The organism is Methylobacterium sp. CB376, assembly GCF_029714205.1.
Classification (GTDB): Bacteria; Pseudomonadota; Alphaproteobacteria; order Rhizobiales; family Beijerinckiaceae; genus Methylobacterium.
Window position 1 is genome coordinate 2,433,715 of the sequence record NZ_CP121648.1, and the last position, 18,325, is coordinate 2,452,039.

16 protein-coding genes and 1 pseudogene are annotated in these 18,325 nt (G+C 72.0%); 13 read left to right on the forward strand and 4 right to left on the reverse strand.

The annotated features are described in order from the left end of the window. The first annotated feature begins 154 nt into the window (after nt 1–154). From QA634_RS10915 to QA634_RS10925, 3 genes are read left to right on the forward strand one after another with little or no spacing between them, the layout of a single operon-like run. The gene (locus tag QA634_RS10915) at nt 155–1,039 is read left to right on the forward strand and encodes a C40 family peptidase (RefSeq protein WP_012332025.1); all 885 of its coding nucleotides are present in this window, start codon (nt 155–157) and stop codon (nt 1,037–1,039) included. 23 nt (nt 1,040–1,062) lie between these two features. Continuing rightward, nucleotides 1,063–1,776: an AzlC family ABC transporter permease gene (locus tag QA634_RS10920; RefSeq protein ID WP_012332026.1), complete on the forward strand. Its 714-nt coding sequence runs from the start codon at nt 1,063–1,065 to the stop codon at nt 1,774–1,776. Next, nucleotides 1,773–2,093, forward strand: a complete 321-nt coding sequence (locus QA634_RS10925) for an AzlD family protein (protein ID WP_012332027.1) — start codon at nt 1,773–1,775, stop codon at nt 2,091–2,093. The genes QA634_RS10920 and QA634_RS10925 overlap by 4 nt, the downstream gene beginning before the upstream one ends. Nucleotides 2,094–2,202: 109 nt before the next feature. Here the strand turns inward: QA634_RS10925 and QA634_RS10930 are convergent, their stop codons facing one another. Together QA634_RS10930 and QA634_RS10935 are read right to left on the reverse strand one after the other, a co-directional pair. Then, complete coding sequence (locus QA634_RS10930) at nt 2,203–2,889, reverse strand: SDR family oxidoreductase (RefSeq protein ID WP_012332028.1); 687 nt, start codon at nt 2,887–2,889, stop codon at nt 2,203–2,205. Between the two features lie 87 nt (nt 2,890–2,976). Further along, nucleotides 2,977–3,552: a GNAT family N-acetyltransferase gene (locus QA634_RS10935; protein ID WP_012332029.1), complete on the reverse strand. Its 576-nt coding sequence runs from the start codon at nt 3,550–3,552 to the stop codon at nt 2,977–2,979. A gap of 194 nt (nt 3,553–3,746) precedes the next feature. Between QA634_RS10935 and zapE the strand changes: the two genes are divergently transcribed. From zapE to lpdA, 10 genes and pseudogenes are all read left to right on the forward strand, one after another. Further along, nucleotides 3,747–4,940: a cell division protein ZapE gene (zapE, locus tag QA634_RS10940; RefSeq protein ID WP_012332030.1), complete on the forward strand. Its 1,194-nt coding sequence runs from the start codon at nt 3,747–3,749 to the stop codon at nt 4,938–4,940. A 152-nt stretch (nt 4,941–5,092) separates the two neighbouring features. After that, the gene (locus tag QA634_RS10945) at nt 5,093–5,821 is read left to right on the forward strand and encodes a TetR/AcrR family transcriptional regulator (protein ID WP_012332031.1); all 729 of its coding nucleotides are present in this window, start codon (nt 5,093–5,095) and stop codon (nt 5,819–5,821) included. 251 nt (nt 5,822–6,072) lie between these two features. After that, a complete protein-coding gene (mdh, locus tag QA634_RS10950) occupies nt 6,073–7,035 on the forward strand; it encodes a malate dehydrogenase (protein ID WP_012332032.1) in 963 nt (320 codons plus the stop codon). Between the two features lie 126 nt (nt 7,036–7,161). After that, nucleotides 7,162–8,358 (forward strand): ADP-forming succinate--CoA ligase subunit beta, encoded by a 1,197-nt coding sequence (gene sucC / locus QA634_RS10955; RefSeq protein WP_012332033.1) that lies wholly within the window; start codon nt 7,162–7,164, stop codon nt 8,356–8,358. A 35-nt stretch (nt 8,359–8,393) separates the two neighbouring features. After that, nucleotides 8,394–9,278: a succinate--CoA ligase subunit alpha gene (gene sucD, locus QA634_RS10960; RefSeq protein ID WP_012332034.1), complete on the forward strand. Its 885-nt coding sequence runs from the start codon at nt 8,394–8,396 to the stop codon at nt 9,276–9,278. 200 nt (nt 9,279–9,478) lie between these two features. Continuing rightward, on the forward strand, nt 9,479–12,439 hold the full coding sequence (locus QA634_RS10965) for a 2-oxoglutarate dehydrogenase E1 component (RefSeq protein WP_012332035.1): 2,961 nt from the start codon (nt 9,479–9,481) through the stop codon (nt 12,437–12,439). A gap of 19 nt (nt 12,440–12,458) precedes the next feature. Continuing rightward, complete coding sequence (locus QA634_RS10970) at nt 12,459–12,788, forward strand: YciI family protein (protein ID WP_012332036.1); 330 nt, start codon at nt 12,459–12,461, stop codon at nt 12,786–12,788. A gap of 32 nt (nt 12,789–12,820) precedes the next feature. After that, a pseudogene (gene odhB, locus QA634_RS10975) lies at nt 12,821–14,075 on the forward strand (2-oxoglutarate dehydrogenase complex dihydrolipoyllysine-residue succinyltransferase). Between the two features lie 94 nt (nt 14,076–14,169). Further along, nucleotides 14,170–14,916: an SDR family oxidoreductase gene (locus QA634_RS10980; RefSeq protein WP_012332038.1), complete on the forward strand. Its 747-nt coding sequence runs from the start codon at nt 14,170–14,172 to the stop codon at nt 14,914–14,916. A gap of 73 nt (nt 14,917–14,989) precedes the next feature. Then, nucleotides 14,990–16,390, forward strand: a complete 1,401-nt coding sequence (gene lpdA / locus QA634_RS10985; protein ID WP_012332039.1) for a dihydrolipoyl dehydrogenase — start codon at nt 14,990–14,992, stop codon at nt 16,388–16,390. 32 nt (nt 16,391–16,422) lie between these two features. Here lpdA and aroB read toward each other — a convergent pair whose 3' ends face one another. Both aroB and QA634_RS10995 read right to left on the reverse strand, forming a co-directional pair. After that, the gene (aroB, locus tag QA634_RS10990) at nt 16,423–17,538 is read right to left on the reverse strand and encodes a 3-dehydroquinate synthase (RefSeq protein ID WP_012332040.1); all 1,116 of its coding nucleotides are present in this window, start codon (nt 17,536–17,538) and stop codon (nt 16,423–16,425) included. Continuing rightward, the gene (locus QA634_RS10995; protein WP_012332041.1) at nt 17,535–18,140 is read right to left on the reverse strand and encodes a shikimate kinase; all 606 of its coding nucleotides are present in this window, start codon (nt 18,138–18,140) and stop codon (nt 17,535–17,537) included. The genes aroB and QA634_RS10995 overlap by 4 nt, the downstream gene beginning before the upstream one ends. Nucleotides 18,141–18,325: the final 185 nt, after the last annotated feature.

Below are 18,325 nucleotides of genomic sequence, written 5' to 3' on the forward strand. Positions count from 1 at the left end.
CCGCCTCGCGAATCCGCCCGACACAGCAGTGCCGGGGCGGTCGCAGAACGGGACTTGGGCATTGTGTCGCAGGTGGGACAGGCGCAGCATCGTCGCGGTAATCCTCGCTCGTCCGCCCTTGTGCGGCCGCGAAGGCGTTGCAAGAGTCGCGCCCGTGACCGCTCCCGCACATTCCGCCCCCGCCCGGGACCCGCGCCTGACCGCGGCCCGCCCCGACCTCGCCGATGCGCGCCTGCGCGGCGCCGTGCAGGCCGCCCGATTCGTCGCCGGCACGACGCGGCGGGTCGGCGCGCCCCTCGCGCCCCTGCGCCGGGCCCCGCGCGACGACGCCGCCCTCGACACCGAGGCCCTGCGCGGCGAGGCCGTGACGGTGTTCGAGGTGGCGGCGGGCTGGGCCTACGCGCAGCTCGAGGCGGACGGCTACGTCGGCTACCTGCCGGCCGCCTGCCTGGGCGACCCCGACCCGGCGCCGACCCATCGCGTCACCGCGCTGCGCAGCTTCGTGTTCCCGGCGCCCGACCTGAAGCGGCCGCCGCTCGCGCATCTGAGCCTCTCGGCCGCCGTCGCGGTCGAGGGCGAGGAGGGCGCCTATGCCCGCCTCGCCGGGGGCGGCTACGTCTACGCGGCCCATCTCGCCGACCTCTCGGCCCGCGCGCCCGACTACGCCGCCACCGCCACCCGCCTCCTCGGCACGCCCTACCTGTGGGGCGGGCGCTCCAGCCTCGGCCTCGACTGCTCGGGCCTGGTGCAGATCGCGCTCGGGGCGGCCGGGATCGCCGCGCCGCGCGACGCGGACCTGCAGGAGGCCGCGCTCGGGATCCCGGTCCCGGTGACGCCCGGCCTCGACGGGCTCGCGCGCGGCGACCTCGTGTTCTGGCGCGGCCATGTCGGGCTGATGCTCGATCCGGCCACCCTGATCCACGCGAACGGCCACCACATGGCCGTGGCGATCGAGCCGCTCGCGCAGGCGCGGGCGCGCATCGCCGCGGCCGGGGCCGGGCCGATCACCTCGATCCGGCGCCTCGCGTCGGCCGCCTGAGGGGCGCCCGGCTCCCGCACGCGATGCTGCCGACCGCCGCCCCCTTCACGCGCGCCGGAATCCTGGCGGGCATCCGCCTCGGCCTGCCGGTCTGGCCGAGCATCGCGGTGTTCGGCGCCGCCTTCGGGGCCGCGGCGGCGCAGCGCGGCCTCACCCTGTCGGAGGCGCTCGGCATGAGCGCCTTCGTGTACGCGGGCGCGGCCCAGATGGTGACGCTGGAGGTCTGGGGCCGGCCCTGGACCCTGAGCGCGCTCCTCGCGGCCATGACCGTGACGGCGCTGATCAATGCGCGGATGATCCTGATGGGCGCCACGGTGCAGCCCTGGCTGCGCGGCACGCCGTTCTGGCGCACCGCCCTGACGCTGTTCTTCCTCGTCGATGCGGGCTGGCTCATCGGCATGCGCCATCGCGCGGAGGGCGGGCGCGACCTCGGAATCCTGTTCGGGGCCGGGTTCGGGATGTGGCCGCTCTGGATCGCCACGACCGGGCTCGGGCACCTCGCCGGCGGATTGGTGGCGCAGCCCCGGGCCTACGCCCTCGACATGATCATGCCGATCTTCTTCGCCGCCATGCTGGCGCCGCTCTGGCGCGGCGTCCGCCCGGCCCTGCCCTGGCTCGTCTCGGGCGCGGTCGCGCTCGCGGTGCAGCGCCTCGTGCCGGGCTACGGCTTCATCGCCGCGGGGGCGCTCGCGGGCCTCGTCACCGGGGCGCTCGTCGATGACGGGGCGGCGCGGTGAGCGCGCAGTGGCTCGCCGGGCCGGCCGGCTCGCTCCTCGCCGTCGCGGCGCTCACCGCCGTCACCTACCTGTGCCGCGCCTCCGGCGTGCTGCTGATGAGCCGCGTGCGGCTGACGCCGCGCGTCGAGCGGGGCCTGCGGGCCCTGCCCGGCTCGATCGTGGTGGCGACCGCGCTCCCGACCGGCCTCGCGGCCGGGGCGCCCGGGATCGCCGGCCTCGCCGCGGCCGCCGCCGTGATGGCGCTCACCCGGTTCGAACTCGCGGCGATCGCCGCGGGCCTCGCCGTGGTGGCGCTCGGGCGGGCGGCGGGCCTGTAATCCGACATCCGACGGATCGCGTCGCAACGCGGATCTCGGCGTCGCTCACGCGCCGCGCGGGCTTGGCATTCGCTTCCCGGACGTGATCGTCCGGACGGCGGATGACGGCTCACCAGGGCAGCGTCTCGCCCCGGTAGTCGAGATAGGCGATGCCCTTGCGGCCGAGCTGGCGCTCCAGCACCGCGGCCATGCCCTCGGCGCTGGTCGCCACGTCGATATCGGCCTCCGGCCCGCCCATCTCGGTGCGCACCCAGCCCGGATGCATCAGCACGACGCCGAAGGGCGCGTCGCCGTGGCGCGCCTCGAAGCTGCGGGCGAGGCTGTTGAGGGCGGCCTTGCTGGCGCGGTAGGTCTCCCAGGTGCCGCCGTCGTTGAGGGCGACGCTGCCCAGGATCGAGCTCATCAGCACGACGAGGCCGCCCGGCGCCACCAGCGGCGCCAGGGTCTCGGCCGCCCGGACCGGGCTCAGGGCGTTGGTCTCGTAGACCCGGAGCGCCACCGCGCGGTCGATCTGCGGCGCCGGCACCTGCGCGTCCGGCGCGATGCCGGCCACGATGAAGACGACGTCGAAGCTTCGTCCGTCGAGGCGCCTGCGCAGACCCCTCACCGCCTCGTCGTCGTCGATGTCGACCCGCTCGACATGCGGGGCCGCCGGCCCGACCGCTTCCAGCTGCGGAGCGGGGCCGCGGGCCGTGGCGGTCACGTCCCAGCCCCGCTTCAGCAGCGCCTGCACCAGCCCGAGCCCGAGTCCCCGCGAGGCGCCGACGATCAGCGCCGTCCTGTCCTGCCTGGCCATGTCCGAGATCCTTCCGCGAGATCCGCCTGTGGGTGCCGCCCAGATAGGGCGGCGGGGGCCGTCGCGTCAGTCCGGCCCGGCGCGGGCTCAGGCGGCGCGCTGCGCCGCGCGGGGCTGGAACGCCGCCAGCATCGCGTCGATGAGCCCGTCGAGGCTCTCGGCCCAGTGCGAGAGGGCGGTCGCGGGCGCGATGGGGACGATCGCGTGGGCCTCGCCGCCGGAGAGGACCGGCTCCGCGCCGAGCCGCCGGGCGAGGGCCAGGAGGGGGCGGTTTCCGGCGAGCGCGCGCAGATGCACCTGGCCCACGGCCGCGTGGCGCGCGGCGGTGCAGAGGCGTTCGGCGAGGGCGGTGCCGAGGCCGCGCTGCCGGTAGCCGGGCTCCACGGAGAAGGCGGCCTCGGCCTCGGGCCCGAGGCCGGCGGGGCCGGTCGGGCGCAGCTCCCCGACGCCGCGCAGGATCCCGTCGACGAAGGCGCCGTAGACGAGGCCGTCGCGGGCGAGGGCGGCCGCGCCGTAGGAGCGCGCCCCCGCCTCGCTCACCGCGGCCATGAAGCGGTTGAACCGGGTCTCCCGGTCGAGCCGGCCGAAATGCGCCTCGACCGCCGCGCGGTCGCTCGGCCACAGGCGGCGGATCACCGCCGCGCCGCTCACGGAATGGGTCATGTGTGTGACGACTCCAGGACTGCGCTGACGCGCTCCCGGGCGTTGCTCTCCCGGCCGGACGAATCCCGCCCGGCGCCGTTGTGCAATGCAGCACGGGCGCGGCCGTTCCGGCCGGGCCGCCCTGCGGCGGACGCATGGTTTCGCCTCGAAAGCACCGCATTGCGCCGGCGCGGCCGCCGGTCTAAGCGGGGCGGGTGACGCACTGCACCGCTTCCTCCGGCCCCGTGGCGGCCCGCTACGAGGCGCTCGTGGCCGAGGGCGCCATCGAGCGCGATCCCGCCCAGACGCACCTCGTGGCCCATCTCGACGCCCTGGTGGCCGAGCTCGCGGAGGCGCCCGCGCCGCAAAAGCTCGGCCCGCTCGGCCGGCTGCTCGGGCGCAGGCCCGAGCCGGCGACCGGGCCGCGCGGCCTCTACGTCTGGGGCCTCGTCGGGCGCGGCAAGACGATGCTGATGGACCTCTTCCACGAGGCGGCGCCGGGGTCGAAGCGGCGGGTCCACTTCCACGCCTTCATGGCGGACGTGCACGAGCGCATCCACCAGCACCGGCAGGCCGTGAAGGCGGGGCGCGCCAAGGGCGACGACCCGATCGCTCCGGTGGCCGAGGCGCTGGCCGAGCAGGCGAGGCTGCTCTGCTTCGACGAGTTCACGGTGACCGACATCGCCGACGCGATGATCCTCGGCCGCCTGTTCACGGCCCTGTTCGGCCAGGGCGTCGTGATGGTGGCGACCTCGAACGTCGAGCCCGACCGGCTCTACGAGGGCGGCCTCAACCGGGCGCTGTTCCTGCCCTTCATCGCGCTCCTGAAGGAGCAGGTCGCGGTGGTCCGGCTCGATTCCCGCACGGATTTCCGCCTGGAGAAGCTCGGCGGCTCGCCGGTCTACCACGTGCCGGCCGACGAGGCCGCCGCCACGGCGCTGACGCGGGCCTTCCGGGCGCTCACCGGCCACAAGCAGGGACATCCGGCCACGATCGCCGTGAAGGGCCATGACGTGTTCATCCCGGAGGCCGCCGCCGGGGTGGCGCGCTTCACCTTCGCGGATCTCTGCGCGCGACCGCTCGGCGCCTCCGACTACCTCGCCCTTGCCCAGCGCTTCCACACCCTGATCGTGGAGGCGATCCCGGTCATGGGCCTGGCGCAGCGCAACGAGGCCAAGCGCTTCATCACGCTGGTGGACGCGCTCTACGACACCCGCACCAAGCTCCTCGCCTCCGCGCAGGCCGAGGCCCCCGACCTCTACCGGGCCGAGACGGGCCGCGAGGCCTTCGAGTTCGAGCGCACGGTGTCGCGCCTGATCGAGATGCGCTCGGAGGAGTACCTCGCCCTGCCGCACGGCCGGCCGGATTCCGAGGCCTCGGGCAGCACGACCGGGCTGGTGGAGACCTGATCCGCGCCCGGCCGCGGAACTCCCCCTGCCCAGGCGGACTCTCCTCGTCCCGGGAGGGCTTCCCGCCCCCCGCACTCCCGGCTAATTTCGAGGCGCGGCAAGGAGCGGGCCGTCGCGCAAGACCTCTCCATCCAAAGGTCGACAACGCCCGCATGCGTCGCACCCGCTCCGGCGCCGGTTCGAGAGACGAGGCCGACCCGCCGCGCGGCGGCCGGGCGCGGGCCGGCGCCGTGCGCCTCTCGCCGGACGGCCAGCTCCTCGTCGCGCCCGCCGCCCGCGCCCGCGCGGCGCCGCCCTCCGCCGATGCGCGGCTCCTCGCCATCGCGAGCGAGCACCTGCGCCGCCTCGGCCACCGGCAGGTGACCGTGGTCGGGGTCGCGGCGGAAGCCGGCATGACGCACGCCAACGTCTACCGCTACTTCCCCTCGAAGACCGCCCTTGTCGACGCGGTCGCCGGGCGCTGGCTGCGCGAGGTCGAGACCGAACTCGCCGCGATCGCCGACGCGCCCGACCCCGCCGACGACAAGCTGGAGCGCCTGCTCCTCGCCCTCTCGACCCTGCAGCGCGAGGTGCTGGCCAAGGATCCCCACCTGTTCGCGGTGCATCTCGACGCCACCGTGGAGTCCAGGCCCATCACCCGGCGCCACCGCGGGCGCCTGAGGCTCCTCGTCGAGCGCGTGGTCGACGAGGGCATCGCCGGCGGCGCCTTCCACCTCCGCGACCGGGAGCGCGCCCTCGCCTTCGTGTTCGACGCCAGCCACCGCTTCACGCACCCGGCCTCGATCCAGCTCGACGCCGAAGTGCCCCGCGACCTGATCGAGGCCCGGTTCGGCGCGGTCATCCGGGCGATCCTGCGGGTCCTGCGCACCGGCGCGCTGTGACGGAATAACATTCGCTATCATTTGTAACAAACGCTGAGGCAGCAGCTAAGCTGCTCTGCACACGTGAAAAATTTCACCGGCTGGCCTCCCCGCGCGCGCTCCGGGCGGGTGCTGCCCTGCATCTTGCCGGAGGATCGGGTTGTCCGCCCCTGGCTTTTCGGCCAAACAGGCCGCGCCGGCGCGGGGTTCCTCGCGAGGCGGACCCCGGCCCCAGACGGTTCCACCCAAAGCCGCGAAGGATCGGTTCTCACATGGCACGCAAGAAGATCGCGCTGATTGGCGCCGGGCAGATCGGCGGAACCCTCGCGCACCTCGCCGGCCTCAAGGAACTCGGCGACGTCGTTCTGTTCGACATCGCCGACGGCGTGCCGCAGGGCAAGGGCCTCGACATCGCCGAATCCGCTCCCGTGGACGGGTTCGACGCCAAGTACGCGGGCGCGAGCGACTACGCGGCCATCGCGGGCGCCGACGTGGTGATCGTGACGGCCGGCGTGCCGCGCAAGCCGGGCATGAGCCGCGACGACCTCATCGGCATCAACCTGCAGGTGATGGAGAAGGTCGGCGCCGGCATCAGGACCCACGCCCCGAACGCCTTCGTGATCTGCATCACCAACCCGCTCGACGCGATGGTCTGGGCGCTGCAGAAATTCTCCGGCCTCGCCCCCAACAAGATCGTCGGCATGGCGGGCGTGCTCGACTCGGCCCGCTTCCGCCACTTCCTGGCCGAGGAGTTCCAGGTCTCGGTCGAGGACGTCACCGCCTTCGTGCTCGGCGGCCACGGCGACGACATGGTGCCGCTGGTGCGCTACTCGACGGTGGCCGGCGTCCCGCTGCCCGACCTCGTCAAGATGGGCTGGACCACGCAGGAGAAGCTCGACGCCATGGTCGAGCGCACCCGCAAGGGCGGCGGCGAGATCGTCAACCTGCTCAAGACCGGCTCGGCCTTCTACGCGCCGGCGGCCTCGGCCATCGCCATGGCGGAGAGCTACCTCAAGGACAAGAGGCGCGTGCTCCCCTGCGCCGCCTACCTGACCGGCCAGTACGGCATCGACGGCCTGTTCATCGGCGTGCCGATCGTGATCGGCGAGAACGGCGTCGAGCGCGTCGTCGAGGTCGAATTCTCGGCCGAGGAGAAGGCGATGTTCGACAAGTCGGTCGCCTCGGTGAAGGGTCTCGTCGAGGCCTGCAAGGGCATCAACGCGGCCCTGGCCTAGTCGCCCAGGGGGCGAGTGGCGGGCGGCGGATGGCGAAGGGGGCCGCGCGCGGCACCACCGTTCCGCCATCCCTCCGGCCCGCCACGCGCCCTTCGCCATTCGCCACTCGCCTACCCGGAAACGTCCATGAACATCCACGAATACCAAGCCAAGGCGGTGCTGAAGGAGTTCGGCCTGCCGGTCTCCAACGGCAAGGCCATCTTCAAGGCCGCGGAAGCCGAGGCCGCCGCCCGCGAACTCGGCGGGCCGCTCTGGGTGGTCAAGTCCCAGATCCACGCCGGCGGGCGCGGCAAGGGCAAATTCAAGGAGGCCAAGGCCGGCGAGAAGGGCGGCGTGCGCCTCGCCAAGTCGATCGACGAGGTCAAGACCTTCGCCGAGCAGATGCTCGGGCGCACCCTCGTGACGGTGCAGACCGGCGAGGCCGGCAAGCAGGTCAACCGCCTCTACATCGAGGACGGCTCGGACATCGACACCGAGTTCTACCTCTCGATGCTGGTCGACCGCGCGACCGGCCGGGTCGCCTACGTGGTCTCGACCGAGGGCGGCATGGATATCGAGCAGGTCGCCCACGACACGCCCGAGAAGATCGTGACCTTCTCGGTCGATCCGGCGACGGGCGTGATGCCCCATCACGGCCGCGCGGTCGCCAAGGCGCTCGGCCTCTCGGGCCCGCTCGCCAAGGAGGCGGAGGATCTCACCGCCCGGCTCTACCAGGCGTTCACCGCCAAGGACATGAGCATGCTGGAGATCAACCCGCTGATCGTGACCAAGGACGGGCACCTGAAGTGCCTGGACGCCAAGATCTCCTTCGACTCGAACGCCCTCTACCGCCACCCGGAGATCGTGCAGCTGCGCGACACGACCGAGGAGGACGAGAAGGAGATCGAGGCCTCGAAGTACGACCTCGCCTACATCGCGCTCGAGGGCACGATCGGCTGCATGGTCAACGGCGCCGGCCTCGCCATGGCGACGCTCGACATCATCAAGCTCTACGGCGAGGAGCCGGCGAACTTCCTCGACGTCGGCGGCGGCGCCTCCGAGGAGAAGGTGACGGCGGCCTTCAAGATCATCACGGCCGACCCGAACGTGAAGGGGATCCTCGTCAACATCTTCGGCGGGATCATGAAGTGCGACGTGATCGCCAACGGCGTGATCGCGGCCGTCAAGGCGGTGGGCCTGCAGGTGCCCCTGGTGGTGCGCCTCGAAGGCACCAACGTCGAGAAGGGCAAGGAGATCATCCGCTCCTCGGGGCTCAACGTCATCCCGGCGGACGATCTCGACGACGCAGCCCAGAAGATCGTCGCGGCCGTGCGCCAGCGCTGACGCCCGAAGAACGCTAAGCACCGGAGTTCACGTCCGTGTCCATCCTGATCGACAAGAACACCAAGGTGATCTGCCAGGGCTTCACCGGCAAGAACGGCACCTTCCATTCCGAGCAGGCGATCGCCTACGGCACCAAGATGGTCGGCGGCACCAGCCCCGGCAAAGGCGGCTCGACCCATCTCGGGCTGCCGGTCTTCGACACGGTCCAGGAGGCGCGCGAGGCGACCGGCGCCGACGCCTCGGTCGTCTACGTGCCGCCGCCGGGCGCCGCGGACGCGATCTGCGAGGCGATCCAGGCCGAGATCCCGCTCATCGTCTGCATCACCGAGGGCATTCCCGTCCTCGACATGGTGCGGGTGAAGCGGGCCCTGGAGGGCTCGAAGTCGCGCCTCGTCGGCCCGAACTGCCCCGGCATCGTCACGGCGGGCGAGTCGAAGATCGGCATCATGCCGGCCAACATCTTCAAGCCCGGCTCGGTCGGCATCGTGTCGCGTTCCGGCACGCTCACCTACGAGGCGGTGTTCCAGACCTCGAACGAGGGCCTGGGCCAGACCACGGCGGTCGGCATCGGCGGCGACCCGGTCAAGGGCACCGAGTTCATCGACATGCTGGAGTTGTTCCTCGCGGACGAGAAGACCGAGTCGATCGTGATGATCGGCGAGATCGGCGGCTCGGCCGAGGAGGAGGCGGCCCAGTTCATCCGGGACGAGGCCAAGCGCGGGCGCAAGAAGCCGATGGTGGGTTTCATCGCCGGCCGCACCGCGCCCCCGGGCCGCCGCATGGGCCATGCCGGCGCGATCATCTCGGGCGGCAAGGGCGGCGCCGAGGACAAGATCGCCGCCATGGAGGAGGCCGGCATCCGCGTCTCCCCGTCGCCGGCCCGCCTCGGCAAGACCCTGGTCGACGTGCTCAAGGGCTGAGTTCAGCCCGAGATTGATGCGTCCCGCGCATGGCTGAGCCCCGCGCGGGGCGTCTTTCCGGATCCCATATCGGGGCTCCTCCCGGGCGGCAGCGCTCCCGAGGGGCCGCACGCCCCGAGAGGCCCCGAGGGACCCCAACCGGCTGCTCGCCCGCTCCCCCCGGAGCCCGACCGAGCCCAAACCGCGGGTAGACCAACGCCATGGCACGCCAGGACGCGAACGAAACCCTTCTCGGCACCTCGTTCCTCTACGGGGCGAACGCCGCCTACATCGAGGACCTCTACGCGGCCTACACGAAGGATCCGAACTCCGTCGATCCGGAGTGGCGGAGCTTCTTCGCCGGCCTGAAGGAGGAGAAGGCCATCGTCGTCAAGAACGCCGAGGGGGCGTCCTGGACGAAGCCGAACTGGCCGGTCGCCGCCAACGGCGAGCTGGTCTCGGCCCTCGACGGCAACTGGTCGACCCTGGAGAAGGCGGTCGGCGACAAGATCAAGTCCCGCGCCGAGGCCAAGGGCGCGCCGATTGCACCGGCCGACGTGCAGCAGGCGACCAAGGATTCCGTGCGCGCGATCATGCTGATCCGCGCCTACCGCATGCGCGGCCACCTGCACGCCAAGCTCGACCCGCTCGGCCTGCAGCTGCGCGGCGACCACGAGGAGCTGCACCCGCAGCATTACGGGTTCACGGACGCCGATTACGACCGGCCGATCTTCCTCGACAACGTGCTGGGCCTCGAATTCTCGACGATCCGCGAGATCGTCGCGATCCTGCGGCGCACCTACTGCCAGACGCTCGGCGTCGAGTTCATGCACATCTCCGACCCCGAGGAGAAGGCCTGGATCCAGGAGCGCATCGAGGGCAAGGACAAGGAGATCTCCTTCACCGAGCAGGGCAGGCGGGCCATCCTCAACAAGCTCATCGAGGCGGAGGGCTTCGAGAAGTTCCTCGACCTCAAGTACACGGGCACCAAGCGCTTCGGCCTCGACGGCTCCGAGGCGATGGTCCCGGCGCTGGAGCAGATCATCAAGCGCGGCGGCGCGCTCGGCGTGAAGGAGATCGTGGTCGGCATGGCCCATCGCGGCCGGCTGAACGTGCTCGCCAACGTGATGAGCAAGCCGTTCCGGGCGATCTTCCACGAGTTCAAGGGCGGCTCGGCCTCGCCGGAGGAGGTCGAGGGGTCGGGCGACGTGAAGTACCACCTCGGCGCGTCGAGCGACCGCAGCTTCGACGGCAACGGCGTCCACCTGTCGCTCACCGCCAACCCGTCGCACCTGGAGATCGTCGATCCGGTCGTGCTCGGCAAGGTCCGCGCCAAGCAGGACCAGCACAACGACGCGCCCGACCAGCGCACCTCGGTGCTGCCGCTCCTCATCCACGGCGACGCCGCCTTCGCGGGCCAGGGCGTGGTGGCGGAGTGCCTCGGCCTCTCGGGGCTGAAGGGCCACCGCACCGGCGGCTCGATCCACTTCATCATCAACAACCAGATCGGCTTCACCACCGATCCGCGCTTCTCGCGCTCCTCGCCCTATCCGTCCGACGTCGCCAAGATGGTCGAGGCGCCGATCTTCCACTGCAACGGCGACGACCCCGAGGCCGTGGTCTTCGCCGCCAAGGTCGCGACCGAGTACCGGCAGAAGTTCCACAAGCCGGTGGTCATCGACATGCTGTGCTACCGCCGCTTCGGCCACAACGAGGGCGACGAGCCGGCGTTCACGCAGCCGAAGATGTACAAGATCATCCGCAAGCACCCCTCGACGCTGGAGATCTACGGCAAGCGGCTGGTCGAGGCCGGGGCCGTCAAGGAGGCGGACCTCGAAGCCCGCAAGTCCGAGTTCCGGTCGACGCTCGACAGCGAGTTCGACGTCGCCAACGCCTACAAGGCCAACAAGGCGGATTGGCTCGACGGCCGCTGGTCGGGCCTGAAGTCGGTGCGCGAGGACGAGGACGACCCGCGCCGCGGCCGCACCGGCGTGCCGGCCGAGACCCTGCGCGAGATCGCCCGCCAGATCACCAAGGTCCCGGCGAATTTCCGCCTCCACCGCACGATCCAGCGCTTCCTCGACAACCGCGCCAAGGCGATCGAGACCGGAGAGGGGCTCGACTGGGCGACCGCCGAGGCCCTCGCCTACGGCTCGCTGCTGACCGAGCATCACCGGGTCCGGCTCTCCGGCCAGGACGTGGAGCGCGGCACCTTCTCGCAGCGCCACTCGGTGCTGATCGACCAGGAGACCGAGGAGCGCTACACGCCCCTCAACCACATCCGCGAGGGGCAGGCCCGCTACGAGGTCATCAACTCGATGCTCTCGGAGGAGGCGGTGCTCGGCTTCGAGTACGGCTACTCGCTCGCCGAGCCCAACGCCCTGGTACTGTGGGAGGCGCAGTTCGGCGACTTCGCCAACGGCGCGCAGGTCGTGATCGACCAGTTCATCTCCAGCGGCGAGCGCAAGTGGCTGCGCATGTCGGGTCTCGTGATGCTGCTGCCGCACGGCTACGAGGGCCAGGGGCCGGAGCATTCCTCGGCCCGGCTGGAGCGCTACCTGCAGCTCTGCGCCGAGGACAACATGCAGGTCGCCAACTGCACGACGCCCTCGAACTACTTCCACATCCTGCGCCGGCAGCTGAAGCGCGACTTCCGCAAGCCGCTCGTGCTGATGACCCCGAAGTCGCTCCTGCGCCACAAGCGCGCGGTGTCGCGGCTCGACGAACTCACCGAGGGGTCGAGCTTCCACCGGGTGCTCTGGGACGATGCCGAGAAGACGCCGGACGGCATCAGGCTCGTCAAGGACGACAAGATCCGTCGCGTCGTGCTCTGCTCGGGCAAGGTCTACTACGACCTGTTCGAGGAGCGCGAGAAGCGGGGCATCAACGACGTCTACCTGATGCGCGTCGAGCAGCTCTACCCGTTCCCGCTGAAGTCGCTGGCCGGGGAGGTGTCGCGCTTCCGCAACGCCGAGGTGATCTGGTGTCAGGAGGAGCCCAAGAACATGGGCGCCTGGACCTTCGTCGAGCCCTATCTCGAGTGGGTCCTCAACCAGGCGGGCGTGGCCTCGAAGCGGCCGCGCTACGTCGGGCGCCCGGCCTCGGCCTCGACGGCGGTCGGCCTGATGTCGAAGCACATGGCTCAGCTCCAGGCCTTCCTCAACGAGGCCCTGGCGGTCTGACCCTCCGAGGGCTCGCGCGATGGCGTATTTCTTCTGCCGGCTGATCGCGCCCCGCGCGACGTTCCCGGCCGACATGACGCCGGAGGAGGGCGCCGCCATGCGGGCCCACGCCGCCCATTGGCGCGCCCTCGCGGAAGAGGGGAGGGCGGTCGCCTTCGGTCCCGTCCTCGACCCCGCGGGCGCCTGGGGCCTCGGCCTCCTCTGCGTCGCGGATGCGCAGGAGGCGCGCGCCGTCACCGAGGCCGACCCGGTCGTGGCGGCCGGGCTCGGCTTCCGCACCGTGATCCACCCGATGCCGCAGCTCAGCCTCGGGCGCGCTGCGGCGCCCCACCCCGCACCCGCTGTCTGAAAGAGGAGGCGCCCCGTCCGGGGCGCGATGCCATGGCCACCGAAATCCGCGTCCCGACCCTGGGCGAGTCCGTGAACGAGGCCACGATCGGCCGCTGGTTCAAGAAGCCGGGCGACACCGTGAAGGCCGACGAGCCGCTGGTCGAGCTCGAGACCGACAAGGTGACGCTCGAGGTCAACGCCCCGGCCGCCGGCAAGCTCGGCGACATCGTCGCCAAGGACGGCGAGACCGTCGAGCCCGGCGCGCTCCTCGGCTCGATCGTCGAGGGCGCCGGCAACGGCGCGGCCGAGGCCGCCCCCGCCCCGAAGGCGGCCCCGGCGCCCGCCGCGGCCCCGGCCCAGACCTCCTCGGCCTCCTACGGCAGCCACGGCGACGCCGCCCCCCGGCGCCCGCGCCGCCCAGGACCACGGCCCGGCGGTGGCCCGCCTCGCCCAGGAGACCGGCGTCGACCCCGCCTCCCTGCAGGGCAGCGGCAAGGACGGCCGCGTGACCAAGGGCGACATGCTGGCGGCGGCCTCCGGCGCCGCGGCCCCGGCCCCGGCGCCCCTGCCGCAGGTCGCCCGCGCCCCCTCGGCGCCCGACGACGCCGCGCGCGAGGAGCGCGTGCGGATGACCAAGCTGCGCCAGACCATCGCCCGCCGGCTCAAGGACGCGCAGAACATCGCCGCCATGCTGACGACGTTCAACGACGTCGACATGAGCGCCGTCATGGCCCTGCGCCAGCAGTACAAGGACGTCTTCGAGAAGAAGCACGGCACCAAGCTCGGCTTCATGGGCTTCTTCACCAAGGCGGTGATCCAGGCCCTGAAGGACGTGCCGGCCGTGAACGCCGAGATCGACGGTCAGGATATCGTCTACAAGAACTACTACCACATCGGCATCGCGGTCGGGACCGACAAGGGCCTGGTCGTGCCGGTGGTGCGCGACGCCGACAACCTGTCGATCGCCGGCATCGAGAAGACGATCGCGAATTTCGGCCGCAAGGCGCGCGACGGCAAGCTCTCGATCGACGAGATGCAGGGCGGCACCTTCACGATCACCAATGGCGGCATCTACGGCTCGCTGATGTCGACGCCGATCCTGAACGCGCCGCAATCGGGCATCCTCGGCATGCACCGCATCGAGGAGCGGCCGGTGGTGCGCGGCGGCAAGATCGAGGCGCGGCCGATGATGTACCTCGCCCTGTCCTACGATCACCGGATCGTCGACGGGAAGGAGGCCGTGACCTTCCTGGTGCGGGTCAAGGAGGCACTGGAGGATCCGGCGCGGCTCGTGCTCGACCTCTGATCGGAACCAGCGGCGCGACGGCGAACCCCTCCCCGGCCGGGAGGGGATCCCGCGCCCGGCCGCGGCCGGAGGCGGGGAGGCGGAAGGACCGGGCATGATGGACAAGGTGTTGGTCGTCACCGGAGGCAGCCGCGGGATCGGGCGGGCGGTGTCCCTGCTCGCCGCGCGGCGCGGCTGGGCCGTCTGCCTCTCCTACGTGGCGAACGCGGAGGCGGCGGACGCGGTCGTGCGCGAGATCGAGGCGTCCGGCGGCCGGGCGCTCGCGGTGCGCAGCGACGTCGCGGTCGAGGCGGAGGTGGCCGCCCTGTTCGAGGCGGCGGACCGGCTCGGGCCCCTCGGCGGGCTCGTCAACAACGCGGGCGTCGTCGACCACCCGGCCCGCGTCGAGGACATGACGGCCGCCCGCCTGACCCGGATGATGGCGACGAACGTCGTCGGCTCCTTCCTCTGCGCCGCCCAGGCCGTGCGGCGGATGTCGACCAAGCGCGGCGGGCGGGGCGGCGCCATCGTCAACCTGTCCTCGGTGGCGGCGCGCCTCGGCGCCCCCCACCAGTACGTCGATTACGCGGCCTCGAAGGGCGCCATCGACACCTTCACGACCGGCCTCGCGGTCGAGGTCGCCGAGGAGGGGATCCGCGTCAACGCGGTGGCGCCGGGGCTGATCGACACCGAGATCCACGCCAGCGGCGGGCAGCCGGACCGGGCCCATCGCCTCGCCCCCTCGGTGCCGATGCGGCGCGTCGGCACGGCGGAGGAGATCGCCGCGCCGATCCTCTGGCTGCTCTCCGACGAGGCCTCCTACACGACCGGCACCATCGTCACGGTCTCGGGCGGCCGCTGAATCCTCCCCTCCTTCCTCCGATGCCGGCCCGGCGCCCCCACGGCGCCGCCGGCCCACTTGCGGGTTCTCGACCATGTCCTACGATCTCGTCGTCATCGGCACCGGCCCCGGCGGCTACGTCTGCGCCCTCCGCGCGGCGCAGCTCGGCCTCAAGACCGCCGTGGTGGAGAAGCGGGCGGCCCACGGCGGCACCTGCCTGAACGTCGGCTGCATCCCGTCCAAGGCGCTGCTCCACGCCTCCGAGGCCTTCGAGGAGACGACGAAGCACCTGCCGGTGCTCGGCATCACGGTCGGCCAGCCGCAGCTCGACCTCGCCCGGATGATGGCCTTCAAGCAGGAGGGCGTGGACGGCAACACCAAGGGCGTCGCCTACCTGCTCAAGAAGAACGGGGTCGAGAGCTTCCAGGGCGTCGGGCGCCTCGCCGGGGCGGGCCGGGTCGAGGTGCGCTCCGAGGACGGCGGCAACCACCTGCTGGAGACCCGGAACATCGTCATCGCCACCGGCTCGGACGTGGCGAACCTGCCGGGCGTGACCATCGACGAGGAGGTGGTGGTCTCCTCGACGGGCGCCCTCGACCTCAAGGCGGTGCCGGAGAGGCTCCTGATCATCGGGGCGGGCGTGATCGGCCTCGAACTCGGCTCGGTCTGGCGCCGCCTCGGCTCGCAGGTGACGGTGGTCGAGTATCTCGACCGCATCCTGCCCGGCATGGACGGGGAGGTCGGCAAGCAGTTCCAGCGCATCCTGGAGAAGCAGGGCGTGACGTTCCGCCTCTCCTCGAAGGTGACCGGGGTCGAGCGCACCAACGCGGGCGCCAAGGTCACGGTGGAGCCGGCGGCCGGCGGCGCGGCCGAGGCCCTGGAGGCCGACGTGGTCCTGGTGGCGATCGGCCGCGTGCCCTACACGGCCGGCCTCGGCCTCGACACGGTCGGCGTGCAGGTCGACAACAAGGGCCGCATCCTCACCGACAACCACTACGCCACGAACGTCACCGGCATCTACGCGATCGGCGACGTGATCGCCGGGCCGATGCTGGCCCACAAGGCGGAGGACGAGGGCGTCGCGGTGGCGGAGATCCTCGCCGGCAAGGCGGGCCACGTGAATTACGGCGTGATCCCGAACGTGGTCTACACCACGCCGGAGGTCGCCTCGGTCGGCAAGTCCGAGGAGGAGCTCAAGACGGACGGGATCGCCTACAAGACCGGCAAGTTCCCCTTCACGGCCAACGGCCGCGCCAAGGTCAACCACACCACGGACGGGTTCGTGAAGGTGCTGGCCGACGCCAAGACCGACCGGGTCCTCGGCGTGCACATCGTCGGGCCGGAGGCGGGCAACCTGATCATGGAGGTGGCCGTGGCGATGGAGTTCGGCGCCTCCTCGGAGGACATCGCCCGCACCTGCCACGCGCACCCGACCCTCACCGAGGCGGTGAAGGAGGCGGCCCTCGCCGTGGAGAAGCGCGCCCTGCACATGTGATCCGGGATCCGGTTGATCAACCGGATCCCGGATCAGCCCCTCATCTCCTCCGCCAGGAAGTCCCGCACACGCTCCGGGTCGATGCCGGGCGCGATGAAGCTCTGGCCGATCCCCCGGGCCAGGATGAAGGTCAGGGCGCCGTCGCGCACCTTCTTGTCCTGACGCATGGCGTCGAGCAGCTCCTCGGCCGTGCCGCAGCCGCCCGGCACCTGCCGCAGGGTGGTCGGCAGGCCCGCGAGGGCGAGGTGGTTGGCCACCCGCCCCGCATCCTGGCCCGGGCAGAGGCCGAGCCGGGCCGAGAACCGGAAGGCCAGCGCGAGGCCGATCGCCACCGCCTCGCCGTGGACGAGCCGGGCCGAGTCGTAGCGGGTCAGGCGCTCGAGGGCGTGCCCGAAGGTGTGGCCGAGATTCAGGAGCGCCCGCTCCCCGTCCTCGCGCTCGTCGCGCACCACGACGCCGGCCTTGGCCCGGCAGCAGGAGGCCACCGCCTCGTCCCGGGCCGGCCCGCCGGCGAAGATCTCGGCGAAATGCGCCTCGCACCAGCCGAAAAAGCCCGGGTCGTCGATCAGCCCGTACTTGGCAACCTCGGCGTAGCCCGCCCGCATCTCGCGGGGCGAGAGCGTGTCGAGGGCGGCGGTGTCGGCGAGGACCAGGCTCGGCTGGTGGAAGGCGCCGATCAGGTTCTTGCCGTGGGGCGAGTTGATCCCGGTCTTGCCGCCGACCGAGGAATCGACCTGGGCGAGCAGCGTCGTCGGTGCCTGCACGAAGCGCACGCCCCGCCGCAGGACCGCCGCCGCGAAGCCCGCGAGGTCGCCCACCACCCCGCCGCCGAGCGCCAGGACGAGGTCGCCCCGCTCGATCCGGTGGGTGAGGAGCGCGTCGCACACCTGCGTGAAGCAGGGAAAGCTCTTCGAGCCCTCGCCCGGCGGCACCGTGATCAGCACGGCGCGCAGGCCCGCCTCCCGCAGGGAGGCCAGCACCGCCTCCCCGTAGAGGCCGGCCACGGTGGCGTCGCTCACCACCGCCACGGCCCGGGCGCCCAGGTCGGCGCAGTGGCGCCCGACCGCGGCCAGGAGGCCGCGGCCGACCAGGATGTCGTAGGCGCGCCCGCCGTCGAGGGGCACGCGGACCGTGCGGGGGGCGCTCATTGGGCGGCGACGCTCCGGAGCGAGGGATCGCCCTGGAAATGGGTGTCGAGGGCTTCGAGCACGTCCTGCACCACCCGGTCGTGCGAGACGTCCCGGGACAGCACCACCACGTCGGCGCTGCCGTAGACGGGGTGGCGGAGGTCCATGAGGCGGCGCATGGTTCCTTCGGGATCCTCGTTCTGCAGGAGAGGCCGGCCCGGCCGCTTGCGCACCCGCCGCATCAGCACGTCGAGTTCCGCCTTCAGCCAGACCGAGACGCCGGCCTCCGCGATGCGGCGGCGCGTCTCGGGGCGCATGAAGGCGCCGCCACCGGTCGCCAGCACCATCGGCCCGTCGCGCAGCAGGCGCGCGATCACCCGCTCCTCGCCGTCGCGGAAGCTCGTCTCGCCGTAGATCGCGAAGATGTCCGCGATGGTGAGGCCCGCCGCCGCCTCGATCTCGTGGTCGGCGTCCATGAAGATCATGCCGAGCCGCCCGGCCAGCCGCCGGCCGACCGTGCTCTTGCCGGCTCCCATCAATCCGACGAGGACGATCGAGCGCTGCCCGAGCCCGCGGCGCACGCGGGCCTCGATCGTCTCGTCCGGGGAGGATGGCTCAATCATGCGGCGTTCTTAGCGTGTTTTGCGGGCGGCGGGAAACGCGGGACATTGCCGGTTCGGGCAGGGGCGCAACAGGCGCCGCGTTTCCACCGCGGCCCACAGGAGGGTCCCCTTGCCACCGGCCCCGGTGCATGGTCGAACCGTGCCGCACTGCAACCGCAAAGACGCGTCACGCCGCGCCGACATCC